The organism is Microbacterium sp. SLBN-154 (assembly GCF_006715565.1).
Lineage (GTDB): Bacteria > Actinomycetota > Actinomycetes > Actinomycetales > Microbacteriaceae > Microbacterium.
The window spans coordinates 2,963,155-2,990,068 of sequence record NZ_VFNL01000001.1; the positions used below are offsets into that span (position 1 = coordinate 2,963,155).

At 69.7% G+C, this 26,914-nt stretch carries 26 protein-coding genes and 1 tRNA gene; 11 read left to right on the forward strand and 16 right to left on the reverse strand.

Features of this window, described 5'->3' with window-relative positions:
- The first annotated feature begins 140 nt into the window (after window positions 1–140).
- The 4 genes from FBY40_RS14345 (at window position 141) to FBY40_RS14360 (ending at window position 4,543) form a co-directional block, all read left to right on the forward strand.
- Window positions 141–1,181 (forward strand): iron ABC transporter substrate-binding protein, encoded by a 1,041-nt coding sequence (locus tag FBY40_RS14345; RefSeq protein ID WP_141939455.1) that lies wholly within the window; start codon window positions 141–143, stop codon window positions 1,179–1,181.
- Between the two features lie 233 nt (window positions 1,182–1,414).
- Window positions 1,415–2,794 (forward strand): ABC transporter permease, encoded by a 1,380-nt coding sequence (locus tag FBY40_RS14350; protein ID WP_200829993.1) that lies wholly within the window; start codon window positions 1,415–1,417, stop codon window positions 2,792–2,794.
- The gene (locus FBY40_RS14355) at window positions 2,791–3,822 is read left to right on the forward strand and encodes an ABC transporter ATP-binding protein (protein ID WP_141939456.1); all 1,032 of its coding nucleotides are present in this window, start codon (window positions 2,791–2,793) and stop codon (window positions 3,820–3,822) included. Before FBY40_RS14350 ends, FBY40_RS14355 begins: the two co-directional genes overlap by 4 nt.
- A 64-nt stretch (window positions 3,823–3,886) precedes the next feature.
- Window positions 3,887–4,543, forward strand: coding sequence for a YqaJ viral recombinase family protein (locus FBY40_RS14360; protein WP_141939457.1), 657 nt, complete (start codon window positions 3,887–3,889; stop codon window positions 4,541–4,543).
- Window positions 4,544–4,552: 9 nt separating this feature from the next.
- On the opposite strand, the gene FBY40_RS14365 is transcribed toward FBY40_RS14360, so the two are convergent.
- The gene (locus tag FBY40_RS14365; RefSeq protein ID WP_141939458.1) at window positions 4,553–5,056 is read right to left on the reverse strand and encodes a 2'-5' RNA ligase family protein; all 504 of its coding nucleotides are present in this window, start codon (window positions 5,054–5,056) and stop codon (window positions 4,553–4,555) included.
- 107 nt (window positions 5,057–5,163) lie between these two features.
- Between FBY40_RS14365 and FBY40_RS14370 the strand changes: the two genes are divergently transcribed.
- The gene (locus FBY40_RS14370; RefSeq protein WP_141939459.1) at window positions 5,164–6,825 is read left to right on the forward strand and encodes an MDR family MFS transporter; all 1,662 of its coding nucleotides are present in this window, start codon (window positions 5,164–5,166) and stop codon (window positions 6,823–6,825) included.
- 23 nt (window positions 6,826–6,848) lie between these two features.
- The gene (locus FBY40_RS14375) at window positions 6,849–7,307 is read left to right on the forward strand and encodes a MarR family winged helix-turn-helix transcriptional regulator (protein ID WP_141939460.1); all 459 of its coding nucleotides are present in this window, start codon (window positions 6,849–6,851) and stop codon (window positions 7,305–7,307) included.
- A gap of 75 nt (window positions 7,308–7,382) precedes the next feature.
- Here the strand turns inward: FBY40_RS14375 and FBY40_RS14380 are convergent, their stop codons facing one another.
- From FBY40_RS14380 to FBY40_RS14390, 3 genes are all read right to left on the reverse strand, one after another.
- On the reverse strand, window positions 7,383–8,384 hold the full coding sequence (locus tag FBY40_RS14380) for a sugar phosphate isomerase/epimerase family protein (RefSeq protein WP_141939461.1): 1,002 nt from the start codon (window positions 8,382–8,384) through the stop codon (window positions 7,383–7,385).
- A gap of 55 nt (window positions 8,385–8,439) precedes the next feature.
- Complete coding sequence (locus tag FBY40_RS14385; protein WP_141940215.1) at window positions 8,440–9,582, reverse strand: Gfo/Idh/MocA family protein; 1,143 nt, start codon at window positions 9,580–9,582, stop codon at window positions 8,440–8,442.
- Between the two features lie 85 nt (window positions 9,583–9,667).
- On the reverse strand, window positions 9,668–10,717 hold the full coding sequence (locus tag FBY40_RS14390) for a substrate-binding domain-containing protein (RefSeq protein WP_141939462.1): 1,050 nt from the start codon (window positions 10,715–10,717) through the stop codon (window positions 9,668–9,670).
- Window positions 10,718–10,945: 228 nt separating this feature from the next.
- Between FBY40_RS14390 and FBY40_RS14395 the strand changes: the two genes are divergently transcribed.
- From FBY40_RS14395 to FBY40_RS14410, 4 genes are all read left to right on the forward strand, one after another.
- Complete coding sequence (locus FBY40_RS14395; protein ID WP_141939463.1) at window positions 10,946–12,421, forward strand: sugar ABC transporter ATP-binding protein; 1,476 nt, start codon at window positions 10,946–10,948, stop codon at window positions 12,419–12,421.
- Between the two features lie 101 nt (window positions 12,422–12,522).
- Window positions 12,523–13,479: an ABC transporter permease gene (locus FBY40_RS14400; RefSeq protein WP_235015121.1), complete on the forward strand. Its 957-nt coding sequence runs from the start codon at window positions 12,523–12,525 to the stop codon at window positions 13,477–13,479.
- Window positions 13,480–13,514: 35 nt separating this feature from the next.
- Complete coding sequence (locus FBY40_RS14405; RefSeq protein ID WP_442922873.1) at window positions 13,515–14,702, forward strand: ROK family protein; 1,188 nt, start codon at window positions 13,515–13,517, stop codon at window positions 14,700–14,702.
- A 129-nt stretch (window positions 14,703–14,831) separates the two neighbouring features.
- Window positions 14,832–15,863, forward strand: coding sequence for an NADP-dependent oxidoreductase (locus tag FBY40_RS14410; protein ID WP_141939466.1), 1,032 nt, complete (start codon window positions 14,832–14,834; stop codon window positions 15,861–15,863).
- Here the strand turns inward: FBY40_RS14410 and FBY40_RS14415 are convergent.
- Entirely contained in the window at window positions 15,850–16,770 is a 921-nt protein-coding gene (locus FBY40_RS14415; protein WP_141939467.1) for a LysR family transcriptional regulator ArgP, read from the reverse strand. The genes FBY40_RS14410 and FBY40_RS14415 overlap by 14 nt on opposite strands.
- Before the next feature lie 71 nt (window positions 16,771–16,841).
- Here FBY40_RS14415 and FBY40_RS14420 point away from each other — a divergent pair, with 71 nt between their 5' ends.
- On the forward strand, window positions 16,842–17,510 hold the full coding sequence (locus FBY40_RS14420) for a LysE/ArgO family amino acid transporter (protein WP_141939468.1): 669 nt from the start codon (window positions 16,842–16,844) through the stop codon (window positions 17,508–17,510).
- Window positions 17,511–17,592: 82 nt separating this feature from the next.
- Here the strand turns inward: FBY40_RS14420 and rplA are convergent, their stop codons facing one another.
- The 11 genes from rplA to FBY40_RS14475 form a co-directional block, all read right to left on the reverse strand.
- Window positions 17,593–18,285: a 50S ribosomal protein L1 gene (gene rplA, locus FBY40_RS14425; protein ID WP_141939469.1), complete on the reverse strand. Its 693-nt coding sequence runs from the start codon at window positions 18,283–18,285 to the stop codon at window positions 17,593–17,595.
- A 14-nt stretch (window positions 18,286–18,299) separates the two neighbouring features.
- A complete protein-coding gene (gene rplK / locus FBY40_RS14430) occupies window positions 18,300–18,731 on the reverse strand; it encodes a 50S ribosomal protein L11 (protein ID WP_141939470.1) in 432 nt (143 codons plus the stop codon).
- 85 nt (window positions 18,732–18,816) lie between these two features.
- A complete protein-coding gene (gene nusG, locus FBY40_RS14435; protein ID WP_141939471.1) occupies window positions 18,817–19,839 on the reverse strand; it encodes a transcription termination/antitermination protein NusG in 1,023 nt (340 codons plus the stop codon).
- 89 nt (window positions 19,840–19,928) lie between these two features.
- Window positions 19,929–20,195 carry a preprotein translocase subunit SecE gene (gene secE, locus FBY40_RS14440; protein ID WP_124293955.1) on the reverse strand — a complete coding sequence of 89 codons (267 nt, stop codon included), beginning with the start codon at window positions 20,193–20,195 and terminating at the stop codon, window positions 19,929–19,931.
- 44 nt (window positions 20,196–20,239) lie between these two features.
- Window positions 20,240–20,312, reverse strand: a tRNA-Trp gene (locus FBY40_RS14445).
- Window positions 20,313–20,454: 142 nt separating this feature from the next.
- Window positions 20,455–20,892 carry a pyridoxamine 5'-phosphate oxidase family protein gene (locus FBY40_RS14450; RefSeq protein WP_141939472.1) on the reverse strand — a complete coding sequence of 146 codons (438 nt, stop codon included), beginning with the start codon at window positions 20,890–20,892 and terminating at the stop codon, window positions 20,455–20,457.
- A 58-nt stretch (window positions 20,893–20,950) separates the two neighbouring features.
- On the reverse strand, window positions 20,951–21,412 hold the full coding sequence (locus tag FBY40_RS14455; RefSeq protein ID WP_160141407.1) for a nuclear transport factor 2 family protein: 462 nt from the start codon (window positions 21,410–21,412) through the stop codon (window positions 20,951–20,953).
- Complete coding sequence (gene gcvPB, locus FBY40_RS14460) at window positions 21,409–22,947, reverse strand: aminomethyl-transferring glycine dehydrogenase subunit GcvPB (RefSeq protein ID WP_141939474.1); 1,539 nt, start codon at window positions 22,945–22,947, stop codon at window positions 21,409–21,411. The genes FBY40_RS14455 and gcvPB overlap by 4 nt, the downstream gene beginning before the upstream one ends.
- Window positions 22,944–24,344: an aminomethyl-transferring glycine dehydrogenase subunit GcvPA gene (gcvPA, locus tag FBY40_RS14465; RefSeq protein ID WP_200829994.1), complete on the reverse strand. Its 1,401-nt coding sequence runs from the start codon at window positions 24,342–24,344 to the stop codon at window positions 22,944–22,946. Before gcvPA ends, gcvPB begins: the two co-directional genes overlap by 4 nt.
- Window positions 24,345–24,388: 44 nt before the next feature.
- Window positions 24,389–25,579 carry an ATP-NAD kinase family protein gene (locus FBY40_RS14470; RefSeq protein ID WP_160141408.1) on the reverse strand — a complete coding sequence of 397 codons (1,191 nt, stop codon included), beginning with the start codon at window positions 25,577–25,579 and terminating at the stop codon, window positions 24,389–24,391.
- Window positions 25,530–26,903, reverse strand: a complete 1,374-nt coding sequence (locus tag FBY40_RS14475) for an aminotransferase (protein WP_141939476.1) — start codon at window positions 26,901–26,903, stop codon at window positions 25,530–25,532. Before FBY40_RS14475 ends, FBY40_RS14470 begins: the two co-directional genes overlap by 50 nt.
- Window positions 26,904–26,914 lie beyond the last annotated feature (11 nt).

The window sequence follows — 26,914 nt, forward strand, 5'->3', positions numbered from 1 at the left end:
GATGACCAGCGGTCTTCGGCTCGGACCATGCTACGCCGACCGCAGACGTCCCGCCAAATCGGCACCCCCACCCGGATGGTTAGGGTAGCCTTACCATGGCGCTTCCGCCGTGTCCCCTCCCTCCCCCAAGGATGTCCTGCATGCCCTCTCGCCGCTCCTCGCTCCTCGTCGCCGCCGTCGCCGGCATCGCCGTCCTGTCGTTGACGGCCTGCGCCGGGCAGACCCCCGGCGACCCGGGCGCACCCTCGGACGAACCGCAGACGCTGACGGTGTACTCCGGCCGCGACGCCGAGCTCATCGACCCGCTCATGGACATGTTCGAGGAGCAGTCGGGAATCGACGTCGAAGTGCGCTACGCCGGGACCACGGAGCTGGCAGCACAGCTGCTCGAAGAGGGCGAGCGCACGCCCGCGCAGGTCTTCCTCTCGCAGGACGCCGGCGCACTGGGCGCCGTCTCCGACGCCGGCATGTTCGCGACCCTTCCCGATGAGATCACCTCACTCGTCCCGGCCGAGTACACCTCGTCGGACGGATCGTGGGTGGGATTGACCGGACGAGCCCGCGTGATCGCGTATGACAGCGAGAAGTACACCGCCGACCAGGTGCCCGGCGACGTCCTGGAACTGGTCGAACCCGAATGGGCCGGGAAGGTGGGCATCGTGCCGAGCAACGCCTCGTTCCAGGCGTTCGTCACCGCGCTGCGCGTGAGCGAGGGAGAAGATGTGGCCCGGGCCTGGCTGGAAGGCCTGGTGGCAGGAGACTCCCCGATCTACGCGAGCAACGGCGAACTGCTCGAAGCCGTCAATTCCGGGGCCGTGGACCTCGGGCTGATCAATCACTACTACTGGGCGCGATCGGAGCAGGACCCCGCGACGCTGCGCGCGCAGCTGAAGTTCGGAGATCCCGGCTCGATCTCCGCGCTGGTCAATGTCACCGGGGCCGGAGTGCTCAACCGGGCCGCGGATTCCCCCGAGGCCATCGCGTTGGTCGAGTTCCTCGTGTCGGAGGAGGCGCAGACCTACTTCCGCGAGGAGACCTTCGAGTACCCGCTCGTGGGAGACCTTCCGGGGCCCGAGGGCGTTCCGGCTCGGGAGGACCTCGGCGCCCCCGACATCGACCTGTCCGACCTCGCATCGCTTCAGGAGACGGTGGCGCTGATCACCGAGGCGGGGCTGCTCTGACCGCCGCGCCGGTCGTCGCACGTCCGGGCCGACGGCCACGGACGTCGTCCCGACGCGCGCCCCTTCCGCTCCTGATCGCCGCGACGCTCGTCGCGGCGTGCGCGGCGGCACCCCTGGTCCAGCTCATCGTCCGGGCGGCGTCCGGTGGCGCCGAGGCGGCGGCGGCGGCGCTGCTGCGTCCGCGCACGGTCGAGCTGCTGGCGAACACGCTGATCCTGGTCGCCACGGTCAGCGTGGCGGCGCTGCTGCTGGGGATCGCCCTCGCCGTCGTGGCGGTCCGGGTGCGTCTTCCCGGACGGCGCCTGTGGTGGGTGGCACTGTGCCTGCCGCTCGCCGTGCCGAGCTTCGTCGCCGCGTTCGCCTGGACGGCGACGTGGCCGACGGTCGACGGCTTCTGGCCGCTCGTCGTCGTCCTCACCCTGTGCACCGTGCCGTACGTGACCCTTCCGGCGATGGCTGCGCTGTCCACCCTCGATGACGGTCTGGTGGACGTCGCCCGCACCCTCGGCAGGAGCCGGGCACGGGTCTTCCTCACCGTCGTGCTTCCGCACGTCCTCCCTGCCGCCGCGGCCGGAGCGCTTCTGGTCGCGCTGTACACACTTTCCGACTTCGGCGCACCGGCGATCCTCCGCTTCGAGACCCTGACCACGGGCATCTACGCGCAATTCAGCAGCGGGTTCGACCGCACTCTGGCCGCCACCACGGCTCTCCTCCTCGCCGTCGTTGCGATGTTCTGCGTCGCGGGCGAACGCTTCGTCCGCCCGCGGCCCGCGCGCATCCGCACCGCGGTGACCTCGCGTCCGCCGACCGAGCTCGGACGCGCAGGCACCGCCCTGATGCTGTGCGGACTCGGCGCGGTCACCGCCGCCGCCGTGGCCTTCCCGCTCGTGGCGCTGGGCATCCGGATGCTCAGCAGCGACCGCTACTCCTCGGCACCCACCGACCTCGTCGGCGCTCTGGTCACGACCCTGGGCGTCTCCGCGCTGGCTGCCACCGTCGCCGTGCTCCTCGCCCTGCCGGTCAGCGTGCTGGCGGCACGCTTCCGCGGCCCGGTCGTCGCCGGCGTCGAGTCGCTGTCCTACCTCGGGCACGCACTCCCCGGCGTCGTGGTGGCCCTGGCCCTGGTGACCCTGTCGCTCCAGTTCTTCCCCGGCGCCTACCAGAGCATCCTCGTCCTGCTCGTGGCCTACGCCATCCTGTTCCTCCCCAAGACCGTCGGCGCCTCGCGCACCGCCGTCGCGCAGGTTCCGCCGGAGCTGGAGGAGGTCTCGCGCTCGCTCGGCCGTGGCCTCGTCCGCACCTGGATCCGGGTGACCCTCCCCGCCGCGCTCCCCGGCATCCTCGCCGGGTGGGTGCTCGTGGCCACCGCTGTCGCCAAAGAGCTGCCCGCGACGCTCATGCTGCGTCCGATCGGATTCGAGACCCTGGCCACCGAGCTGTGGAGCAAGACCTCGCTCGGCGCCTACGGTGCGGCCGCCCCCGTGGGCGTCCTGCTCATCGTCGCCGGAATCGCGCCGGCGCTGCTGCTGGCGCGCGGACTGGAGCGCCGACGTGGATCCGACGGGCCGACGCACACCGATGCACTCGCCGAGACCGTGAGGAGAGAGGCATGACGACCCGTGTGGAGCAGGTGAGCGCCGCCTATGGCGAGCGCGAGGTGCTGCACGGCGTCGATCTCGTCATCGGTCCCGGCGAGCGGGTGAGCGTGCTCGGGCCGTCGGGAAGCGGCAAATCCACACTCCTGCGCGTCATCGCGGGCCTGCACCCCGCCGCCGGCGGACGTGTCGTCATCGACGGCGACGACGTCACCGCGGTCCCGCCGGAGGCACGCGGGATCGGACTGGTCCCCCAGGAGGGTGCGCTGTTCCCGCACCTCGACGTCGCCGCGAACGTCGGCTACGGCATCCGAGGCCTCCGCCTCCGTCACGCGCACCGCGATCCGCGCGTCCGCGACCTCGTGGACGTCGTCGGTCTCGGCGGCCTCCTCCGCCGCCGTCCCCATGAGTTGTCCGGTGGTCAGCGACAGCGCGTCGCCGTCGCACGCGCGCTCGCGCACGAGCCCCGTCTGGTGCTCCTGGACGAGCCGTTCAGCGCGCTGGACGCAGGCCTGCGCCAGCAGGTGCGCGACGACGTCGCCCAGATCCTGCGCGACCGCGGTGTGGGCGTGGCACTGATCACCCACGACCAGGAGGAGGCGCTCTCGCTCGGCGATCGCGTCGCGGTGATGCGCGACGGCCGGATCGTGCAGGCCGGCACGCCCCGCGAGGTGTACACCGCGCCCGTGGACGCGTGGACGGCGCGCTTCCTCGGCGAGGCCCTGGTGCTCCCGGCAGAGGCCCGCAACGACCGGGCCACCTGCGCGCTCGGCGTCATCGCCCTCGCCACACCCGCGCAGGGCGCGGTGGCGATCGTCCTGCGGCCCGAGCAGATCACCCTGGACGCCGCCTCGAGCCCGACCCCGGGCGCCGGCTCGGGAGAGGTGACCCGCGTGCGGTACTTCGGCCACGATGTCCTGGTCGACCTCCGGCTCGACGGCGGGACCGGGCTCACGGTCCGGACCGGCCCCGACACGCACGTCTCGCCCGGTCAACGCGCGATGATCTCGGTGCACGGCGCCGCGATCGCCGTCGCCCCGGAGTGAGCCTGCCCGCCCTCTCGGGTGTCGCGTCCCACCACCACCGCCACCCCGGGTTACCCTCGAACGCGTGACACCCGAACTCGCCGCCCGCATCGTCGCGGATTCCCGCGATCGGGTCGCGTGGGTGCGGGCTCGCTCCCGGGGAATCACGGCGACCGATGTCGCGGCGCTCACCTCGGAGCGCGTCATCCCCCGAGCCGCCGACGCCAAGCTCATGGGCTCGAATTTCTCCGGCAACGCCTACACCGCTCACGGACGTATCCGCGAGCCCGAGATCGCCGCGTGGGTGGCCGCCACGCACGGGATCCGGCCATCGAGCGCGCTCTTCCACGCCGAGATCGAGAAGCGCCACCTCGCCACTCCCGACGGCATCGCGGTCGACCCGTCCGGCCGCGTGGTCCTCGCCGAGATCAAGACGACGAAGAAAGCGTGGCGGAGCATCCCCCGCACCTACCTCCGGCAGGTGTGGTGGCAGCAGCATGTCCTCGGCGCCGAACGCACCCTCGTCGTCTGGGAGGAGCACGACGGCTTCGTCCCCGTGGGTGACGAGCCCCGGTGCGCCTGGGTCGATCGCGACGAGGTCGAGATCGGTCGGCTGGTGCGCCTGGCGACATCCCTCATCGACGAGCTGTACCGACGCACGCAGCTGTCGCGAGCCGAGCGGATGACGCAGCCCGCCGGCCCGCCCGCTCAGCCCTATCGGGCTCTCGCCCTCGCCGATTGACGCAGCCGGTCAGCGCAGCGTCGTGACCGTCCGGCTGGTCGCATCCCAGATCCGCAGTCCCGTGATCTCGCCGACGTGCGGGGAGAGGTCGATCGCCTCGACGGCCGCGCTCAGGTTGGCGAGCCTCACTCGGCGGGCCATCGTCAGGTGCGGCGTCCAGTCGTCGGGCGCGGTGTGCGCGTAGCGCTCGTCGGCCGGGCCGAGAACGCCGGCGACGCGGCGATGGAACTCCGCCAGCGCGACCGTGACGACCACCTGCCAGCTGACGACCGCCTGACCCGCGCGCGGAAACAGCAGCACTCCGCCGAGGCGGAGGGTGAGCGGGAGCAGATCCGCGAGATCTGAGAGCCCGTCGAGGTCGGGTGACTCCCGCACGGCCAGCGTGATGTGGGGCCGGTTGCTCTCGCCGGTGTGGCGACCGGCGCTCGGCAGTCCGGCGTCGATGAGACGCTGCCATGCGGCACGGGCGAGCGCATCCGTGGCGGCGTCGGGCAGCACCTCGACACTGATCACTCCTCCATCCTCGCGCGCGACGAGGCCGCAGGCACACCCTGCCGAAATCGTTGACAAAGATCAACATTCCGAATATTGTTGACGCAGATCAACGTTCAGGAGGACACATGACGAGGACTGCAGACGCTCCACCGGCTCATCGGCCCGGCGTGGTGAAGGCCCTCGTCGGCCTCCTCCTCGGCATGTTCGTGTCGATGCTCGCCTCCACGGTGGTCTCGACCTCGCTGCCGGTGATCGTGCACGACCTCGACGGCGACCAGGCCGCGTACACGTGGGTCGTGACCGCGACGCTGCTGACCACCGCCATCTCGACCCCGATCTGGGGGAAGCTCGCCGACCTGTTCGACCGCAAGCTCCTCATCCAGATCGCGATCGTGATCTTCGTGCTCGCCACGGCGGCCGCCGGCTTCTCGCAGAACCCCGAGACCCTGATCGCCTTCCGCGCCCTGCAGGGAGTGGGCGCGGGGGGGCTTGCCGCCCTCAGTCAGGTGATCATGGCCGACATCATCAGCCCGCGCGAGCGCGGTCGCTACATGGGCCTCTTCGGCGCGGTCATGGCGGTGGCCACCATCGGCGGACCGCTCCTCGGCGGCGTCATCACCGACGCCTTCGGCTGGCGGTGGAACTTCTTCGTCGCCCTCCCCGTCGCCGTCGCCGCCCTCATCATCCAGCAGCGCACCCTGCACCTGCCGGAGCGCCCGCGCCGCGCGGTGCGGATCGACTACGTCGGCATCGTGCTGCTCAGCGCCGCGGTCTCGCTGCTGCTGGTGTGGGTGACGAACGCGGGAACGGCCTTCGACTGGCGGAGCCTCCCGACCGCCCTGATGGTGGGGGGCTCCGCGCTGGCGACCCTTCTCTTCATCGTCGTGGAGCTGCGCACCCCCGAGCCGCTCATCCCGCTCCGCCTGTTCCGCAGCGCGACCTTCTCGCTCGCGGTGGTCGCCTCCATCGCCACGGGCATCTCGATGTTCGGCACCACGGTCTTCCTCAGCCAGTACATGCAGATGGCCCGGGGGGCCACCCCCACCGAGGCGGGCATCATGACGATCCCGATGATCGCGGGGCTGCTCCTCGCCTCCGTCATCATCGGTGCGCTCATCTCACGCCACGGCCACTGGAAGCCCTACCTGGTCGTCGGCGGCGTGCTCCTCGCCGTCGGCACCGCGTTGCTGGCGACGATCCACTACGACACCCCGTTCGTCCTGGTGTCGCTGTACATGTTCCTCCTCGGCGCCGGTGTCGGCATGACCATGCAGAACCTGGTTCTGGTCGTGCAGAACACCGCCGATCCGCGGGAGATGGGCGTGGCGAGCTCCGGCGTGACCTTCTTCCGGAGCCTCGGGGGAACGATCGGAGTCTCGGTCATGGGTGCGGCTCTCGCCAGTCAGGCCACCGCGCTGACCGGAGAACGCCAGGGCGACATCGCCGCCGCGCTGTCGAGCCTGGGCGCTCAGGGCACGGCCCTCGCGCAGGAGCTGCAGTCGGGAACGATTCCGCAGGTCGCCGTCCTCCCCGAGGCGCTCCGCGTCATCTTCGAGGATGTCTACGCCCAGGCGATCGCCCACTCGTTCCTCATCGCCGTCCCGGTGGCGATCGTCAGTCTCATCGCGATCGTGTTCCTCCCGAACACTCCGTTGAATCGGATGACGACGACCGAGCGCCTCCATGCCGGCGAGGCGGACCTGGCCACCGTGTCGACGAGCACGGGGATGAACGCCCTTCCCGCGACCGCCGATGCGCCGGCCCCGCGGGCCGCACGCCGGCGGTGAGCACGACGTTAGGCTCGAAGGCGATGAGCACCGCGCCTGACCACGATGCCCGCACCGAGGCGGTGCGGGCGCTCGAGGCGGAGTTCAGCGGCTTGATCCACCAGGTGCGCCGGATCGTCAGCGAGAACGCCGAGCGTGTGAGCCCGGGGATGCTCCCCGCGGCCTACAAGGTGTTCTCGACGATCGTCCGACGCGAGCGCGTGACGCAATCGGAACTGTCCGAGATGCTCGTCGCCGACAAGGGGCAGATCAGCCGCACGGTGCGCGAACTCGAGGAGCTGGGGCTCATCGGACGCGAGCCCGATCCCACCGACCGCCGCTCGAGCATCCTGTTCCCCACTCCGTTCGGCCTGGAGCGGCTCGCCGAGGCTCGAGCACCGCAGGAGAGCACGCTCCTGCACGCCCTGGAGGAGTGGTCGATCGACGACATCCGCACCCTCACGCGGCTGCTTCACGCCCTCACCGTTCGCGAGCGTCCCTAACCGACTCCGTTCGCGACGCGAGGCCGTCGCTGCCGGGGCCCGCACGCTCCCCCTCCGCGCGAGCCCCGGAGTCGGTCACTTCGAGCTGAACGCGGCGTCGAAGAGCTGGTGAGGCGGGGTGATCTCGGAGAGTCTGCGGACGAAGGCGAGTGCTTCGGGAGCGCCGATGAGGCGGTCCATGCCGGCGTCCTCCCATTCGACGCTGGTGGGCCCGTCGTAGCCGATCGCGTTGAGGGCGCGGAAGATCGGCTCCCACGGCACCGCGCCGTGCCCGGTCGAGACGAATGTCCACCCCCGGCGCGGGTTGTCCCACGACAGGTGGGATCCCAGGACCCCGTTGCGGCCGTCGAGGTTCGTGATGGACTCCTTGCAGTGCACGTGGAAGATGTGGTCGGCGAAGTCCAGCACGAAGGCGACGCTGTCCAGCTGCTGCCACACGAAGTGCGACGGGTCGAAATTGAACCCGAAACTCTTCCGGTGCCCGATCGCCTCCAGCGTCCGCTTGGCCGTCCAGTAGTCGTACGCGATCTCGGACGGGTGCACCTCCAGGGCGAAGCGGACCCCGACCTCCTCGAAGACGTCGAGGATCGGATGCCACCGCGCCGCGAAGTCGGCATATCCGGCGTCGATCATCGCCTCCGACGCCGGCGGGAACATCGCCACGTACTTCCAGATCGACGAACCACTGAATCCGTTGACCGTGGACACGCCGAGCTTCGCCGCCATCCGCGAGGTGTCCTTGAGGTCTTCCGCAGCCCGCCGGCGCACACCCTCGGGGTCGCCGTCACCCCACACCCGGTCGGAGAGGATGTCGCGGTGCCGCTGGTCGATCGGGTCGTCGCACACCGCCTGACCGGTGAGGTGATTCGAGATCGCCCACACCCTCAGACCGTTGCGCTCCAGGATGTCCTTCCGCGACTGCACATACTCCGCGTCATCCCACCGGGACACATCCAGGTGATCGCCCCAGCAGGCGATCTCCAACCCGTCGTACCCCCACTCGCCCGCCAAACGCGCCACCTCCTCGAACGGAAGATCCGCCCACTGGCCGGTGAACAACGTGATCGGTCGCGCCATGCTGTCGTCCTCTCTGGAAGATGCCGGGGACGTGCGTCACCCGGGCTCGGCTTGTTCAGCGGGTCGTCTGCCAGGCCCCGTCGGCCTCGGACGAGCGTTCGACCGCGTCGAGGACCCGCTGGATGTGGAGTCCGTCCGCGAAGGACGGCGTGGGGTCGGTGCCCTCGGCGATCGCGGTGACGAGGTCGACCACCTGGTGGCTGAAGCCGTGCTCGTACCCCAGCATGTGGCCCGTGGGCCACCAGCGATCGGCATACGGGTGCGAGGGCTCGGTGACGAGGATGCGCCGGAAACCCTGCTCGGAATCGGGGAGGGTGGCGTCATAGAACTCGAGCTCGTTCATGCGCTCGAGGTCGAACGCGAGTGCACCGCGCGAACCCGAGATCTCGATGCGGAGCGCGTTCTTCCGGCCGGTGCGGAAGCGGGTGGCCTCGAACGACGCGAGCGCACCGCCCGAGAGCCGGCCGGTGAAAAGCGCCAGGTCGTCCACGGTGACGGGGCCACGCTCGGAGCCCGCAGTCCCTGACAGCCCGACTCCCTCGGCCATGACCGGGCGCTCGGCGACGAGCGTCTCGAGGATGCCCGAGACACGATCCACGGTCTGGCCGGTGATGTATTCGGTGAGGTCGACCGCGTGCGCCCCGATGTCACCGAGCGAACCGGAGCCGGCGATGTCCTTGTTCAGGCGCCACGTGAGGGGTGCGTTCTCATCTGCGAGCCAGTCCTGCAGATACTCGGCACGCACCTGACGGATGTCACCGAGGCGGCCTTCGGCGACGAGCTGACGCGCGAAGGTCGTCGCCGGCACACGGCGGTAGGTGAAACCGACCATCGACCGCACGCCCGACCGTGCCGCCTCTTCTGCGGCGGCCGTCATCGCCTCGGCCTCGACGACCGTGTTCGCGAGAGGTTTTTCGCAGAGCACATGCTTCCCCGCCCGAAGAGCGGCGATCGCGATCTCGGCGTGGGTGTCACCGGGGGTGACGATGTCGACGAGGTCGATGTCATCGCGTCGGATGACCTCGCGCCAGTCCGTCGCCGCTTCGTGCCATCCCCAGGTGGCCGCCGCCTCAGCGGTGCGCTCGGCATCCCGGCCGACGACGACCTGCATCACCGGGTCTCGGGGGAGATCGAAGAACCGCGGGGCCACCCGCCATCCCTGCGAGTGCGCGGCTCCCATGAAGCCGTGCCCGATCATGGCGACGCGCAGCGGTGCTCCCACGCGATTCTCCTTTCGAAAGACGGGGCGCCCGAGGGTTCTCGGGCGCCCCGTGATGGTTGTGTCAGGACTCGAACGACAGGTCGATGAACTCCTCGACGTTGTCCCTCGTGACGACGGGTGCGTCCAGCACGACCCGGTTCGGCACGCTGGGCGTGATGAGGTCGCCCACGGTCTTCTGCTGGGCGATCAAACGGGCCAGGGCGATGCCGTCGGCCGCCTGCGTCGACGGATAGATGACCGTGGCCTTCAGAACCGAGTCATCGGCCTGGATGGCCTCCATGGCGTTCCGCGACCCGGCGCCGCCCATCATGATGAACTCGTCGCGGCCGGCGGCCTCGACAGCGGCGAGAACGCCGATTCCCTGGTCGTCGTCATGGTTCCAGATCGCATCGATCTGCGGGTTCGCGGCGAGCAGCTGCGATGCTGCCGCCTCTCCTCCGGCGACGGTGAAGTCGGCCGCGACGCGGGCCGAGACTTCGAGGCCGCAGTCCGACAGGGCGTCTTCGAAGCCCTGCGATCGATCCTGGGTGAGAGGCAGCGAGTCGATGCCCGCGATCTCGGCGACGACAGCGTCGGGGTTGTCCCCGACCTGCTCGCAGATGTAGGTGCCCGCGCTGACGCCCATACCGTAATTGTCGCCGAGGATCGTCGTGCGTGCGGCGAACGGGCTCGAGAACTCCCGGTCGACGTTGATGACGGGAATCCCCGCCTGCATGGCCTCGATCGCCACCTCGGTCAGTGCCGCACCGTCGGTGGGCAGCAGGACGATGGCGTCCACACCGTCGTTGATGAACGTCTCGACCGCGGCGATCTGGGCGTTGGCGTCGTTGGTGCCCTCCGCGACGCGGAGCTCGACGTCGTCGAAGCTGTCGGCGGCCGCCTGGGCCCCCGAGTTGATGGCTCCGAGCCAGCCGTGGTCGGCGGCGGGCCCGGAGAAGCCGATGACGACGGTGTCGCCGCTCTCGGCGTTCTCCTCGACACTGGTTCCCTGGTCGACGACATCGTCTTCCTCGGCGCCGGTGCCGGTACATCCGGCCAGCAGTCCGATGGAAGCCACGATCGCGGTTCCGGCGATCACGAACCGCCCCCGCCCCCTCGCGAGTGTGCGCATTCTTGTTCCTCCTAGAGATGTGATGCAGCGACGCCAGCGAGCACCTCGCGCCCCGAGCATCCCGAGGAGTCCACGCTGACGGTGGGACTGTACGTCAGTGTGACGACCTTTGTCCACCTTTTGTTCGTGTACCGGGCAAAAGTGGGGATGTCGCTCGCATTCTTCGCGTGTTAGGTTCACCCCGTGATCAAAGACGACCATTATTCGGCGTTACTCGACGTGCGAGGGGTGACGAAGAGCTTCGCCGGGGTCCGGGCGCTGCGAGGGGTGGATCTGCACGTCCTCGCCGGTGAAGTCCACTGCATCCTCGGGCAGAACGGTGCGGGGAAGTCCACTCTCATCAAGACCCTGGCGGGCGTCCACCGCCCCGACGACGGGACCATCGTCTGGCGTGGCGAGACGGTCGACATCCCGACGCCGGAGGCCGCGATCGAACTCGGCATCGCCACGATGTATCAGGAACTCGACGTCGTCGACGGTCTCACCATCGCCGAGAACATCTTCCTCGGCCACGAGATCGCCCGCGGAGGCTTCACACGGCGTTCGGCGGCGGCGGAGAAGACCCGGGAGCTGCTCGCCCGGCTCGGCCACGCCCGCCTGTCGCCGCACACCGAGGTGGGTGAGCTCAGTGCGGCGAACAAGCAGATCGTGTCGATGGCCCGTGCCCTCTCGCACGACATCAAGCTCATCATCATGGACGAGCCCTCGGCGGTCCTGGACACCGAGGAGGTGCGGAACCTCTTCGGTGTCGTGCGCGAGCTCACCGCCGCCGGCATCGCCGTGGTCTACATCACCCACCGCCTGGAGGAGATCCGACAGATCGGCGATCGCCTGACCGTGCTGAAAGACGGGCGGACGATGGCGACGGGTCTCTCCGTCGCCGACACCCCCACCGCCGAGCTCATCCGGCTGATGACCGGACGCGATGTCGAGAACGTCTTCCCACCCGCGTCGCCCGTCCCGGCCGATGCACCCGTGATGCTGGAGGTACGCGATCTCGCCCTCGCCGGCGTCTTCGAAGGAGTGTCCTTCGACGTGCGAGCCGGCGAGATCGTCGGACTCGCCGGCCTCGTCGGCTCGGGCCGATCCGAGATCCTCGAGACGGTCTACGGCGCACGCAAGCCCTCATCGGGCACCGTCCGCGTCGGCGGCACGGCGCTTCGCCGCGGCTCGGTGACCGCCGCGGTGGCTGCGGGGGTGGGGCTCTCGCCCGAGGAGCGGAAGAGCCAGGGGCTGGTGCTCGACGAGTCGATCGCGATGAACGTGACGCTTTCGAGCATGCGCCGGTTCTCTCGCGGCGGCTTCCTCGAATTCCGACGCGAGAAGACCGTGGCCCAGGAGCAGATCGCGGCGCTGGAACTGCGACCGGCCGACCCCGATCGCCCGGCGGCGACGCTCTCGGGCGGCAATCAACAGAAGATCCTCCTCGCCCGGTGGTTGGTACATGGAACACGGGTGCTCCTCCTGGATGAACCCACGCGCGGCGTCGACGTTGGCGCGCGATCGGAGATCTACGGACTCATCCGGCGGCTGGCGGCGGCCGGAAACGCGATCGTCATCGTCTCCAGCGAGATCGAAGAAGTGCTCGGTCTCGCCGACACCGTCCTGGTCGTGGCCGACGGGCGCGTCCTGACCACCCTCCCCGCCTCCGAGATCGATGAACACGGAGTGCTCGATCTCGTCATGAAAGGACAAGCCGCGTGAGCGATCAGCGAATCGTGACCGACCGGCCCGGCGCCGACAGCGCTGCTCCGGCACCGGAAACGGGCACCACCCAAACCCCGCCACCTCCGTGGCGACGACTCCTGTCCGGATCGGTCGGCCGAAACCTCGGGCTCGTCCTGGCCCTGCTGCTGCTGGTGGTCGTGGGCGCCGTCACGGCGCCCGACACCTTCACCAGCCTCGACAACATGCTCACGATCCTCCGGCAGGCCTCCATCATCGGGGTGATCAGCATCGGGATGACCCTGGTCATCATCTCCGGCGGGATCGACCTCTCCGTCGGCGCGATCATGGGCCTCGCCTCGGTCGTCGCGACGATCGCGGCGGTGCAGGACCTCGCCGATCAGCTGCACTGGTCGGTGATGATCGTCATCGCGCTCGCGGTCGGCGCCGGCGCGGGCCTGGTCAACGGCATCGTCATCGCCTACGGGAAGGTCGTGGCGTTCATGGCGACCCTCGCGATGCTCGTCGCGGCTCGCGGGCTCGCCGAGATTCTTGCCGAGCGACGCACGCTCGTCGTGGAGGAGCGAGGTTTCATCACCTTCATGAACACCGACATCCTCGGTGTCGACATGCTGATCTGGATCTTCGCGGTGGTCGCGGCGCTCGGGTGGGTGCTGCTCAATCGCACCACCTTCGGACGCCGGACCGTCGCGATCGGCGGTAACCGCGAGGCGGCACGTCTGGCCGGCATCGACGTCAAGCGGCACACGATGTGGTTGTACGTCATCTCCGGACTCACCGCAGGGATCGCCGCGGTGATGATCCTCGGCCGGACAACGGCCGGCACCTCTACCCACGGTCTGCTCTACGAGCTTGACGCGATCGCCGCGGTGGTCGTGGGCGGCACTCTGCTCATCGGCGGCCGGGGCACGATCACCGGAACGGTGTTCGGTGTGCTGATCTTCGCCACGCTCACCAACGTCTTCGTCCAGAACAACCTCAACTCCTCCGTGCAGGCGGTCGTCAAGGGGGTCATCATCGTGGTGGCCGTCCTGCTGCAGCAGCGGTTCGCCCGCCCCTCCGGCCGCGCGACGTGACCGACGTGCGCACCCGGATGCGCGACACTGGGAACGTGCCCAGAGAGACCCGCGACTCCCCCGTCTCGTCAGGAGTGGGTGAGGTGTTCCAGCTGCTCCGCGACGGCGTGCCGCGCACCCGAGCCGATCTCGCCAAGACGACGGGGCTGGCCCGCTCCACCGTGGCCGCCCGCGTGGACGCGCTCGTGCGCCTGGGCCTGGTGTCGCCGGTCGGAGACGCCTTGTCCACCGGGGGCAGACCGCCCTCGCAGTTCGCGCTCAACCCGCAGGCCCGGGTCGTCCTGGCCGCCGACCTCGGCGCGTCGCATGCCCGCGTGGCTCTGACCGATCTCAGCGGGCTGACCCTCGCCGAACGCACCGAGGACATCGCCATCTCACTCGGCCCTGAGGAGGTGCTCACCTGGGTGGTCCAGACGGCCGAACTCCTTCTGCACGAGGCGGGCCGCGATCGCGGCGATCTCGCCGCGATCGGCATGGGGGTTCCTGGCCCTGTCGAACACGAGAGCGGTCAGCCCGTGAACCCGCCGATCATGCCCGGGTGGGATCGCTTCGACATCCCCGCCTGGATCGGTCGCCATCTGGAAGCGCCCGTCCTCGTCGACAACGACGTGAACATCATGGCGCTCGGCGAGCGCTCTGCCGCGTGGCCGACCGTGGATCACCTCATCTTCGTGAAGGTCGCCACCGGCATCGGCGCCGGCCTGATCTCGGGCGGAGCGCTGCAGCGTGGCGCCCAGGGCGTCGCGGGCGACATCGGCCACGTCCGCGTACCGGGCGGCGCCGACATCCCCTGCCACTGCGGCAATCGCGGATGCCTGGAGGCGCTGGCCTCGGGACCGGCGATGGCGCGGACACTGCGGTCGCAGGGGATCGAGGCGCACGACGGCGGTGACGTCGTGGCCCTGGTGAAGCAGGGCAATGTCGAGGCCGTCCAGACCGTTCGTCAGGCCGGCCGCGACATCGGCGAGGTGCTCACGACCTGCGTGAGCCTGATCAACCCCTCCGTGATCGCGATCGGCGGATCGATGGCCCGGGTCGGCGAGCACCTCCTCGCCGGCGTCCGCGAGGTGGTCTACACCCGGTCGATGCCTCTGGCGACCGAGCATCTCACGATCGCCCAGTCCGTCACGGCCGAACGGGCTGCCGTCCTCGGTGCGAGCATGCTGGCCGTCGAGCACGCCCTCTCCCCCGAATCACTGAGCCGCCAGTTCGAGGCCCGCTGAGACGAGGGACGCCGACGCCGTTCTTTAGCACCGGCGTAACACGGGCGAGACAAAGGCCGGGTGTACTGAGTCTCACCGACCCATCTGCCTGCGTCCCCGACGAGGGGCGGCGCGAGAAAGGAGCGACCGATGCGATTCCGGCCGCTGCGATCCCCCTCTCCCCCGCAGGCCCCGGCGGCGCAGCCCGACGCGCCGCCGGAGATGATGCGGGCCGTCACCCTCGCTGGCGCCGGCGGACCCGAGGCGCTCCGATGGGGCGAGGCTCCGACGCCGCGCCCTGTGCTGAGCGAACTCCTCGTGCGGGTCGTGGCAGCGGGAGTCAACCCGATCGACGCCAAGACCCGGGCCGGACGGGGCGTGTCGGCCGCGCTCGGCGACACCCCGGTCGTTCCGGGCTTCGACTTCAGCGGGGTGGTCGTCACCTCTCCCTTCGAAGCGCATCCGCTGACGCCGGGTACCGAGGTGTTCGGCATGGTGCCCTTCCCGCGAACCGGCGGCACGTACGCCGAGTACGTGGTGGTCCCCTCCCAATCAGTGACGCGCAAGCCCGCCTCCCTCTCCCACGTCGAGGCGGCCGGTGTGCCGTTGGCGGCCCTCACGGCATGGGGTCTGGTCGTGGAGATCGCGCACGCCCATGAGGGTCAGCGGATGCTGATCCACGCCGGCAGCGGTGGGGTCGGACACTTCGCCGTGCAGTTCGCCGCCTACTTCGGCGCCCATGTCACGGTCACCGCGTCCGGGCGCAACGCCGCCTGGCTGCGCGAACTCGGCGCCGCCGTGGTCGTCGACTACACCTCCACCCGTTTCGAGGAGGTCGTCGGCGAGATGGACGTCGTCATCGACCTCGTCGGCAACATGTCGGACCGCACCGCCAGCAGATCCCTGCAGGTGCTTCGACCCGGAGGCCTCTACGTGCTGGTCCCCACCGGCTCCTGGCCCGATTACGCGCAGGCCGCCGAAGAGGCGGGGGTCCGCGCTACGTCGTACAAGGTGATCCCCGACGGCGGCACCCTCGCGACGATCGCCCGCCTGCTGGACTCGGGTGCCGTGCAGGTGTACATCGACCGGGTCTTCGACCTGCCCGATGCCCCGGCGGCGCACACCGAGCTGGAGCATGGCCACACCCGGGGGAAGATCGTGCTGCGCGTCAGCGACGACTGACCGATCCGGCGGTCTCGGGCGCGACGAGCACGCGCCTGCCCTCGGCGACGACCTCTTCGGCGACGGCGTCGAGGAGCGGCGATCGCAGGTTCCATTGCTGCCATGTGAGGGGGACGTCCACGGAGGGCCCACCGAGGGCGACGAGTTCTCCCGAAGCCAGCCCCTCGGCGGACTGCGAGGTGGGCAGGAGCGCCCATCCCAGACCCAGGCGCGTCGCGGCGGCGAAGTCGTGCGAGGCGGGGACGTAATGGCGGGGCGGCTCCGTCGCCTCCACCCCGCGCACCCGCAGCCAGCGCCGCTGCAGGTCGTCGCGACGATCGAAGTCGATCACGGGGGCGACCGTGAGTGCCTCGACGGTCACGCCGTCTGCGAACCACCGATCGTGGAACGCGGGAGTGGCGACAGCCCGGTATCTCATGAAGCCGAGGACGATCGCGCGGCATCCGGCCACGGGCTCCTCGCGTGAGGTGACCGCGCCCATCACCGTCCCGGATTCGAGCAGTCCCGCGGTGAAGTCCTGATCGTCGCGGTGCAGATCGAAGACGATCGGATGCCGGTCGGCCAACGTCGCAAGCGGTGTCAGGAACCACGTGGCGAGCGAATCGGCATTCACCGCCAGCGGCACCGACACCCGTGTCCCGCCCGCGTCGTCGCCGGTGAGGCCCGCGATCGCATCGTGCTCGAGGAGGGCGAGCTGCCGGGCCAGACGGACGACGGCGATGCCGGCTGCGGTCGGGCGCACGGGTCGCGACCGGACGAGGAGCACCTGCCCGAGTAAGGATTCGAGCGTCTTCACCCGCTGACTCACCGCGCTCGGCGTGATCCGCAGCCGCCGGGCGGCGGCATCCATCGTGCCCTCGTCCGCCACCGCGGCGAGGGTCTCGGCGAGATCAAAAGGAATGCGCATCTGAAGTCATGCTAATGCACCTGAAGAAACCTGCACTGGTGCTTATTCTCGCCCGGTCGTAACGTGCAAGGGTGACTCTCCCCCTTCTCGCCGGACTCGGTCTGGGCTTCTCGCTCATCATCGCCATCGGTGCGCAGAATCTCTTCGTCCTCCGGCAGGGACTGCGGCGTGAGCACGTGATCATCGTCGCGGCGCTGTGCGCCGTGTCGGACGCGGTCCTCATCGGCATCGGCGTGTCGGGGATCGGTCTGCTGCTCCAGGCTGTGCCCTGGTTGGTCACCGCCGTCCGATGGACGGGAGCGGCCTTTCTCATCGGCTACGGGCTGCTGGCCGCCCACCGGGCCTGGCGCCCGAGCGGGCAGGCGCTCACGGTGCGGGATGAGGACGCGTCGAGCGAGGGTGCCACGGGTCGGGGCGCAGGCGCGGCGGACGTGGCGACCACCACACGGACCCGGCTTCTCCCCGTCATCCTCACCACCCTCGCCCTGACCTGGCTCAACCCCCACGTCTACCTAGACACCGTCTTCCTGTTGGGCTCGGTCGCCAACACCCATGGCGACGCCCGCTGGCTCTTCGCCTTCGGGGCCATGGCCGCCAGCGTCATCTGGTTCTTCGGCCTCGCGATCGGGGCTCGCTATCTCGGACGGTGGCTCTCGACACCGGCCTCGTGGCGGATGCTCGATGGCGGCGTCGCGGTCATCATGATCGCGCTCGGGGTGTCACTGGTCCTGCCTCACTGAGCCGAGCAGGTCCCGGGGACGCAGGCCGGGGAACGACGAAGGGGCCCCGCCTGTCGGCGGAGCCCCTTCTGTGCGATGGCGATCAGGCCAGCGAGTTGACGTCCAGCGGGATGCCGGGGCCGAACGTGGTCGACACGGCGCCCTTCTGGATGTAGCGGCCCTTCGAGCTCGACGGCTTCAGACGGATGATCTCCTCGAGGGCGACCTTGAGGTTCTCGTCGAGCTGCTCGGCGCTGAAGGACGCCTTGCCGACGACGAAGTGCACGTTGGCGTGCTTGTCGACGCGGAACTCGATCTTTCCGCCCTTGATGTCCTCGACCGCCTTGGCGGGGTTCGGGGTCACCGTTCCGGTCTTGGGGTTGGGCATGAGGCCACGGGGACCCAGCACCTTGCCCAGGCGACCGACCTGGCCCATGAGCTCAGGGGTGGCCACGGCGGCGTCGAAGGAGGTGTAGCCACCCGCGACCTTCTCGATGAGCTCGGCGCCGCCGACCTCGTCGGCACCGGCCGCGATGGCGGCCTCGGCCGCGGGGCCGGTGGCGAAGACGATGACGCGGGCGGTCTTACCGGTGCCGTGGGGCAGGATGACGGTGCCGCGCACCATCTGGTCCGCCTTGCGGGGGTCGACCGAGAGCTTGAGTGCGACCTCGACGGTGGAGTCGAACTTCGCAGAGCCCGTCTCCTTGGCGAGGGCGACGGCCTCGGTCGGCGAGTAGAACGTGTCGGCCGCGATCTTCGCGGCGGCGGCCTGATAGGCCTTGGACTTGTGTGCCATGGTTATTCTCCCCCTCAGTCCTCGACCGTGATGCCCATGGAACGGGCGGTGCCGGCGATGATCAGCGAGGCGGCCCCGATGTCGTTCGCGTTCAGGTCGGGCATCTTCGTCTCGGCGATCTGACGCACCTGGTCCTTGGTGAGCTTGCCCACCTTGGCCGTGTGCGGCGTCTGCGAACCCTTCTGCACGCCCGCAGCCTTCTTGATCAGCTCGGCGGCCGGCGGGGTCTTCAGGACGAAGGTGAAGCTGCGGTCCTCGTAGACGGTGATCTCGACGGGGATGACGTTGCCGCGCTGCGACTCGGTCGCGGCGTTGTACGCCTTGCAGAACTCCATGATGTTCACACCGTGCTGACCGAGCGCGGGGCCGATCGGCGGTGCCGGGTTGGCGGCGCCGGCGTTGATCTGGAGCTTGATCAGGCCGGTCACCTTCTTCTTCGGTGCCATGTTCGTTTTCCTTTCCTCGAACCGGATGCCGCGGCATCCGCTTCTCCCGCAGTTCCGGCCGTTCCGGAACGCGGTGCCTCTGGGGTCAGAGCTTCGTGACCTGGTCGAACGACAGCTCGACGGGGGTCTCGCGCTCGAACAGCGAGACGAGGACCGTGAGCTTGCCGCTCTCGGGCTTGATCTCGCTGATGGTGCCGGGAAGGCCCGCGAACGAACCCTCCTTGATCGTGATGGTCTCGCCGACCTCGAAGTCGACCTCGGCGGGGATGCTGCGCGCCGTGGTCGGAGCACCCTTGGCCGCGCCCTTCGCGGGGGCCACCTCCTTGACCTCGACGAGGCTCTTCAGCATGGTGAAGGCCTCCTCGAAACGGAGGGGCGTGGGGTTGTGCGCGTTGCCGACGAACCCGGTGACACCCGGGGTGTGCCGGACGACCGACCAGGTGTCCTCGTTCAGGTCCATGCGCACCAGCACGTAGCCCGGGATCCGGACGCGGGTGACCATCTTGCGCTGGCCGTTCTTGATCTCCACGACGTCTTCCATCGGGACCTCGACCTGGTAGATCTCGTCCTCGACCTCGAGCGTGGACTTGCGCTGCTCGATGTTCGCCTTCACCTTGCGCTCGAACCCGGCGTAGGAGTGGATGACGTACCACTTGCCCGGCAGTGACCGCAGCTCGGCGCGGAAGGCCTCGAACGGGTCGAGCTCCTCGTCGTCGGCGGCGTCCTCACGGTCGTCCTCGCCGTTGATGTCCGGCCCGTCGTAGGGGGTGACCTCGTCGGCGGCCTCGGCCTCGAGTTCCGCGATCTCCTCGGCCACGGAGTCGGTGAGGACCTCCGCCGCGGCCTCGGCCTCGGCGGTCTCGTCGATGTTCAGGGCGTCGTTCACGATGGCGTCTGCCTCCGGATCCTGGATCTCGATGTCGTCGAGCTCTTCGGTGTCGTCCTCGACGTCGTCCTCGTCGTCGACGATGTGGATGGCGCTGTGCTCGGCGGGGGTGTTCGCGCGCTCCTCGTACTCGAGGATGTTGCCCTCCTGGGCCTCGTCCTCCTCGGAGGACTGCTCCGCCGCGGGCGCCCAGTCGGCGTCGTCCACATATCTTTCAGACACTTGTGTTCTCTTCCTCTGTCGTGCCCGGGGGATCCGGCTCGACGCGTCGCACGCCGCCACCGGACGAACCCGGCGGGCGCGTTATCGGCTCAGGCGCCCGGGATCCCGAAGACGTACTGCGCGATCCAGACGAACAGCACGTCCAGTCCGTACACGATCGCCATCATCACCAGGACGAAACCGAGCACCACGGCGGTGAACTTCACCAGTTCCTGCCGGGTCGGCGTGACGACCTTGCGGAGCTCGGCGAAGACCTGTCGGATGAACAGGACGATGCGCGCGAAGAAGTTGGGCTTCTTCTCTCGGGGCGCGTCGCTGCGTGCGACCACCTCGTTCTTCGGCTCGTCCTGGAGCATGCCACCCACCTGATTGTTTCCTCGTGCCAGCAGACGCTGACGCGCAGGGCGGACAGGAATCGAACCTGCAACCTGCGGTTTTGGAGACCGCTGCTCTGCCAATTGAGCTACCGCCCTAAGGGTCTGCGACCCCGGGATGCCTGCAGACTTCTGCCCCTGCCTGGAAGGAAGGAGGTCCCGACCGGCGGGCACGGCGAAAGAATGCAGACTTCAACTGCATCTCCCAGTCTACGCCATGGCCGGGGACCCCGCGAATCAGTCAGTACGCCGCGACGCCGTATCGGTCCGGTTCGGGGCCGCGCGGGAAGGCACGCCCCGACACCGCGTGCGCGACGATGCGGACGTAGACGTACTTCAGCGTGGGAATCCACGGCGACAGCCCGAGTCCGTCGGCGCGCTCGACCTCGGCAGAGGTGTCGAGGCGCTGGGCTCGGCCCCGGATCACGACGCTCCACGCCTCCTCGTCGCTGTAGTCGTCGACTTCGAAGAGCACCTCGTCGTTGACGGTCAGCTCGAACAGCTTGCTGCCCTCGGCGGTGCGGAAGAGGATCGTCTCGTCGTCCACGACGTAATTGACGGGGAAGATGTCCAGCACGTCCCCCACCCGCGTGACGAGGCGTCCCAGCCGATGGTCGCGCAGGCGCTCCCAGCACTGGTCGTCGTCGAGGGCGGTCACGGCGTCGTCGATGTCGGACATGGACACCATTGTGTCGTGCCGACGGGAAGGGGGACAGACCGCAGGCGGCGCACGCCGCTCAGGCTGCGACCGGCGGGCCGGGGATCACCTGGTGGACGTAGCGGGCCTCGGTGACCACGTGCCGGCGGCCGAACACCCACCGACCGTCGATGCGGGCGTATTCGTCCTCGTAGCGGATGAGGAAGGCGTGGGTGAGGTCGAACGGGAACCTCCCGTGCTGGTGGGTGTCGCGGTAGAGGTGATGGGCGATGCAGTAGACGGTGCCCGTCGCGCGATCGCCGTCACGCGCGATCACCTGGGTCGTCACCGCGTGGAGGGTGCGTTCGTATCGCCGGAGCTGGTCTGCGGGAATGGCGAGGACATCCTCGCGACGACGCACCGTGCCGCCGCTTTCGAAGGCGACGTCCTCGGCGAACAGGGCGGCCCACGACTCGGTGTCGCCGCGGTCGAGCGCGACGGCGTAACGGTGGGACAGGTCCCGGATCTCCCGCTCGTCGTCGCGCTCCCCCGCGGATGTCACGAGCCGACCGACTGCCGCGAGGCGGACTTGCGGCGATAGGCGGCCCACGTCACCGCCCAGGTGTCGGGGTCATCGAGCCCCGACCCGTCGATCTGGGCGACGACCTGGTTGTGCGGCGCGGTGCGGACGAGCTCCGGGTCGCGCCGGCCCTCCTCCAGGACGTGCGCGAGGACGGCGATCCACTCGTCCAGATCCTCCTTCGACCACATCTCCCCCGCCTCGGGGGTGAAGGGCTCGGGGATGAAGGCCGGCTCGTGGGATGTCCAGAACGCGTCGATGCCGAAGTCCGTCATCCGGTTCTGCACGTCATGGCCGGTCACACCGGTCTCGGCGGTGTACTCCTCCAGCGAGTAGCGCGTCATCTCCAGGCGCGGCAGAGCCTTCCCGGGGAAGGACATCGTCACCCCCGGGATGGCCATGAGCTGCTTCTCCATGTAGTTGTTCGCCAGCACCGACAGGTCGGCGGCCTCGCGCAGCCCATCGGTGCCCATCGCGCGGGTCCAGGAGTAGGCCTTGACCAGCTGCTGGACGTTGCCGAGGAACTCGCGGACGCGGCCGACGCTGTTCTCGGGCTCGATGAGGTCGTAGGTCTCGCCGTCCTTGACCACCCGCGGACCGGGGAGGAATCGGGCGAGTTCCTCCGAGCAGCCGTACGCACCCACCGAGGGACCGTTGCCGCCCTTGGGCACACCGAAGGTCTTGTGGAGCATGTACATGCAGGCGTCGAACCCGAGGTCGCGGGCGCGGAGCCGCGTCATGACTCCGTTGAAGTTCGCGCTGTCGTAGAAGGCCAGGCCGCCGGCGTCGTGCACGGCGTCGATGAACTCGGTGATGTGGGGGTTGTAGATCCCCATGTCGTCGGGGTTGTTCAGCATGAGCGCGGCCGTGTGGGGTCCGACCACGGCGCGCAGCGCCTCGACGCTCGGATAGCCGTCCTCCTCGATCGGGAGGGTGATGACCTCGAAGCCCGCCGCCTTCGCCGTCGCGGGGTTGCAGGGGTGCGCCTGGGCGGTCGTGATGATCTGCCGCCGCTGGGCCAGCTCGCCCTTCGAGGCGAAGTAGGCCCGGGTGATCACGGTGTGGAGGTACGCCGCGTCGGCGCCGCCTCCGGGCTGGAAGCTGAAGGCCGACATCCCCGAGAGGTTGCGCAGCTCCTCCTCCAGCGAGTGCACGATCCCGAGCAGCCCCTGGTAGGTCGAAGGATCCTGCCGGGGGTGCACGGCGGCGACCTCGGGACGGGACGTGATCTGCTCGTTCAAGGTCGGGTTGTGCTTCATCGTGCACGTGCCGAAGAGGCTGATGCCCATCATCCCCATCGTCTGCTGAGACAGGTGGGTGTAGTGACGGCGGACCTCGTACTCGGCCAGCTCGGGCAGGTCGGGGTCGGCCGCGCGGCGCAGGTCCGCGGGGATCAGGTCGTCGGCTGCCGGCGCCCAGGATGACGGCGGGACGACGCCGCGGCGCCCGGGGGCGCCCAGCTCGTAGATGACGGGCTCATCCCACGACGCGGCGTGGTAGCGACGGATGGTGCTCATGAGGCGACGACCTCCTCCAGTGCGGTGATCAAGCGACGGACGTCGGATTCGGAGGTGACCTCCGTGACGCAGTACAGGGCGCAGCCCTCGAGGCCCTCCCCCGTGCCGGACAGGTCGTGGCCCCCGAGGATTCCGCGGGCGAACAGCGCGGCATTGATCCGGGCGACCGAGAGGCCGGTGTCCGAGAAGTCGACGATGAATTCCTTGAAGATGCCGTCGGCGTATCTCACCGACACCCCGGGCACCTCCGCGATCAGGGCGGCTGCTCGCCGGGCGTTGCCGACCACCGTGGTGGCCAGCTCCCGCATCCCCTGCGGCCCGAGGAGCGCGAGGTAGATCGCCGCGCGCACGGCCCACAGGTAGACCGAATTGCCGGTCCAGTCGTTGCCGAGTTCGCGGGCACCGTAGGAGCTCTGGCCGAACAGCGTCATCCCGAACGCCCGCTCGCCCTCGCGGATCGTCGGGGCGATGCTGACCTGCAGGGTGGGGAACTGGCGGGCGTAGCGCTCTTCGTCGCGGCTGGCGATGAAGCCGCCGACGCCGCCGCCGGCGTTCAGCGGAATCCCGAGGGGCTGCAGCGAACCCACGACGATGTCGGCCCCGAAGCTCGCCGGCGACGCCATGATTCCGAGCGAGATCGGGTCGACACCGACGATGGCCTCGGCACCGACCGCATGGGCGGCGTCGATGATGCGCGCGATGTCGGCCTCGATGACCCCCCACGAGTTCGGCGTCTCGACGTAGACGGCGGCCACGGTGTCATCCAGCACGTCGGCCAACGCGGCGAGCGAGACCGTGCCGGTGGCGGCGTCCAGCGCCACCTCGCGGATGCTGAGCGACCCGTCCAGCTCGCGATAGCCGCAGTAGGTCTCGATCACGAGGCGGCGCTCACGGTCGAGCCCCGCGGGGATGACCACGACCGAGCGCCCGGTGAGGCGGGCCGCCATACGCAGCGCGTGACCGGCGGCGCACCCCCAGCTGTAGACCGGCAGCCCGACGAACTCGAGATCGACGAGCGCGCCGACCTGGGAGGTGAACTCGAACCACGCCTGGTTGCGCCCGTGATCGGAGCTCGGCGTGCCCCACACCGATGTCGAGATCTCGGGCCGAGCCGCGATCTCGTCGCACAGCGCCGGGATGTGGTGCTTCCAGTACCCGCCGCCGAGGAACGACACGTGCGAGTCGGTCGAGGCGACACCGCGGAGCCGGTCTTCGAGCATGCGGCGCAGCTCGAACTCCGAGCGGATGCCGGCGGACGGCACGATCGCGTCATCCGAGCGGTGGTCCGCCGGGATCTGCCGGAACAGTTCGTCCGGGTCGCTCACGCCGATCGCCTCGAGGAGGGCGTTCCGGCTCCCCTCCGCCGAGTTGGCCATGTAGGGATGGGACGGGCTCATCTGCAGTGCTCCTTCGCGGGCGATACGGAAAGGGGTGGGGATTCTCAGGCTGCGGCGTCGACGACCCTGAGGACCCGGATGTCGCGGGCCCCGGTGCGCACGCGCCGATAACCGAGGAGCGGGTGGGGGAACGGGGAATCGGCAGCGAGGCCGGGCGGGGGGTCGGCGTCGACGAAGAGGACCGGCGGGTGCAGGGCGCCGACCTTGTCCTCGGTCGCGACGATCTCGGTGTTGTCGGCGCCGACGGCGGCGACGACGCGGGGGCTGATCTCCTGATTACCGCGCCCGAGGAGGAATCCCTGCCCCCCGACGACGCCGAGCACGAGTCGGGGGCGGCGGGCCGCGCCCACGAGGTCGAACAGTCGCGGTTCGGTGACGTCCTGCTCCACCGCCCCGCCGGGCAGACGCACGTCGACGCCCCGCAGGGTGGCGGTGAACCCCAGCACCTCCGCCAGCGCGGCCGTGGTGGTCCCCGGGCCGAGGATCCACGTGGTGTCGGGGTGGGCTGCGGCCACGAGCGCCTCGGCGATCCGGCGGCGATCGCCCTCGCCCGTGCCGGGCGGCGCGGCGGCCTTCGCCCCCTGCAGCGGGTCGGTGGAGATCGGTGCGATGACGGTGTGCAGCCGGCGCGGGGCTCCGGACGCGCCCGGGACGACGTCGAGGATCTCGACCCGGCGGCGCGAGGCCCGCCCGGCGACGAGGTCGCGGAGCAGACGACCGGCGCTCTCGGGCGATCGGGCGAACACCTCCGAGTGCATCTTCACCCCCGCGGGGACGCCGATGACCGGTGCCGCATCGCCGAGCACCTCGGCGATGTCGGTGGCGGTGCCGTCACCACCGGCGAACACCAGGCAGTCCGCGCCCGCCGCGAGGAGCGCGCGGACGGCTGCCTGCGTGTCGGCCGACGACGTGCGGTGCGGCGTCGCGGCGGCCGAGACCACGTCGAACGCGACACCGGCCTCGGCGAGCGCGTCAGCGCCCAGGATGCCGTCGGCGGTGAGGAAGACCGCGGTCTCGCGCGTCGCTTCGGCGCGCCGCAGCATCCGCACGAGCCGGTCGCGCGCACGCCCGGCTGTCACCGCCTCGTCGAACTGCTCGGGCGAGAGGTCGTCAGTGCCGTGCATCGCACGCGTGCCGCCGTACCCCGCAACGGGGTTCAGCACCACACCCACGCGCACGGGAAACTCAGCTGCGGCGGAGGTCGGCGACCGCCTGATCGAGTCCGGTGCGGACACCGGCGACCATGCGCTCGAGCTCGTCGGGGGTGGTGACGAACGGCGGCGAGAACGACACCGTGTCGGCAGCCGGGAGGGCGCGGGTGATGACGCCTGCGGCGAGGGAGGCCTTGGTGACCGCGGCGGCGAACGAGCCCTGCGCGGCGAAGGGCCGCAGGGGGTCGCGGGACTCCACGAACTCCACCGCCGCCATGAGGCCCCGCCCACGCACCTCGGCGACGTGCGGATGATCGGCGAACGCGTCACGCAGCATCTCGTGCAGCAGCTCGCCGTTTCGCGCCACGGTGGCGATCAGGTCCTCGCGTTCGATGATGTCGAGGTTGGCCATCGCCGCGGCCGCCGCCAGCGGGTGGGCGGAGTAGGTGTAGCCGTGGCCGAAGCTGCCGTACTTCGTCGATCCGTCCAGCAGCACCTTCCAGACCTTCTCGCTGACGAGGATGGCCGACAGCGGCACGTAGGCGGAGGTGATGCCCTTGGCGAGCGTCATCAGGTCGGGCTTCATCCCGACCGACTGGCTGCCGAAGGGGACCCCCAGGCGTCCGAAGCCGTTGACGACCTCGTCGGCGATGAGCAGCACGTCGTGCCGATCCAGGACCTCCTGGATCTTCGGGAAGTAGGTGTCGGGGGGCACGATCACCCCGCCGGCGGCCATGACCGGCTCGGCGATCATCGCGGCGACCGTCTCGGGACCCTCTTCGATGATGAAGCGGTCGAGTTCCGCCGCGAGCGCGGTGGCGAATTCGTCGTCGGTCTGTCCGGGGGCGCGCTCCCAGAGGCGGTGGGGCGGACGGACGTGACGGATCATCGGCAGGGGCAGGTCGAACCCGTCGTGGAGGTTCTGCAGGCCCGTCAGCCCGCCGGACAGCACCGTCACGCCGTGGTACCCGCGACGGCGGGCGATGATCTTCTTCTTCTCGGGGCGGCCGAGGACATTGTTGTAGTACCAGACGAGCTTGGCCTGGGTGTCATTGGCGTCCGAGCCCGAGTTGCCGTAGAAGACCGTGCTCATCGGCACCGGCGCCATCCGGATGAGGCGCTCCGACAGGCGCGCGGGGAGGTCGGTGCCCATCGACGAGAAGGCGTGGAAGTAGGGGAGCTTCAGCGCCTGCGCGCGCAGCGCCTCGGCCATGTCGGGGTGGGAGTAGCCGACGTTGACGCACCACAGCCCCGCCATGGCGTCGAGATATCGATTGCCGGCACGATCGATGATCGTCGCGCCGTGACCCTCGACCACGGTCATGTGGGGGCCGTTCTGCGCGTGGGCAGCAAGGTTGGTCATCGGGTGGAACAGGTAGTTCCGGTCCAACTCCTCGACGTTCGTCATGGGGCCTCATC

Excerpts from the sequence above, each read along its gene's own strand:
- gcvPB (WP_141939474.1), bottom strand. The coding sequence starts at position 22,947 with ATGAGCACCATCCGTCGCTACCACGCCGCGTCGTGGGATGAGCCCGTC.
- FBY40_RS14375 (WP_141939460.1), top strand. The coding sequence starts at position 6,849 with ATGAGCACCGCGCCTGACCACGATGCCCGCACCGAGGCGGTGCGGGCG.
- FBY40_RS14380 (WP_141939461.1), bottom strand. The coding sequence starts at position 8,384 with ATGGCGCGACCGATCACGTTGTTCACCGGCCAGTGGGCGGATCTTCCG.
- FBY40_RS14390 (WP_141939462.1), bottom strand. The coding sequence starts at position 10,717 with ATGCGCACACTCGCGAGGGGGCGGGGGCGGTTCGTGATCGCCGGAACC.
- FBY40_RS14475 (WP_141939476.1), bottom strand. The coding sequence starts at position 26,903 with ATGACGAACGTCGAGGAGTTGGACCGGAACTACCTGTTCCACCCGATG.
- FBY40_RS14345 (WP_141939455.1), top strand. The coding sequence starts at position 141 with ATGCCCTCTCGCCGCTCCTCGCTCCTCGTCGCCGCCGTCGCCGGCATC.
- FBY40_RS14450 (WP_141939472.1), bottom strand. The coding sequence starts at position 20,892 with ATGTCCGACATCGACGACGCCGTGACCGCCCTCGACGACGACCAGTGC.
- FBY40_RS14370 (WP_141939459.1), top strand. The coding sequence starts at position 5,164 with ATGACGAGGACTGCAGACGCTCCACCGGCTCATCGGCCCGGCGTGGTG.
- FBY40_RS14410 (WP_141939466.1), top strand. The coding sequence starts at position 14,832 with ATGCGATTCCGGCCGCTGCGATCCCCCTCTCCCCCGCAGGCCCCGGCG.
- FBY40_RS14355 (WP_141939456.1), top strand. The coding sequence starts at position 2,791 with ATGACGACCCGTGTGGAGCAGGTGAGCGCCGCCTATGGCGAGCGCGAG.
- secE (WP_124293955.1), bottom strand. The coding sequence starts at position 20,195 with ATGCTCCAGGACGAGCCGAAGAACGAGGTGGTCGCACGCAGCGACGCG.
- FBY40_RS14415 (WP_141939467.1), bottom strand. The coding sequence starts at position 16,770 with ATGCGCATTCCTTTTGATCTCGCCGAGACCCTCGCCGCGGTGGCGGAC.
- gcvPA (WP_200829994.1), bottom strand. The coding sequence starts at position 24,344 with ATGAGCCCGTCCCATCCCTACATGGCCAACTCGGCGGAGGGGAGCCGG.
- FBY40_RS14385 (WP_141940215.1), bottom strand. The coding sequence starts at position 9,582 with ATGATCGGGCACGGCTTCATGGGAGCCGCGCACTCGCAGGGATGGCGG.
- rplA (WP_141939469.1), bottom strand. The coding sequence starts at position 18,285 with ATGGCACACAAGTCCAAGGCCTATCAGGCCGCCGCCGCGAAGATCGCG.
- rplK (WP_141939470.1), bottom strand. The coding sequence starts at position 18,731 with ATGGCACCGAAGAAGAAGGTGACCGGCCTGATCAAGCTCCAGATCAAC.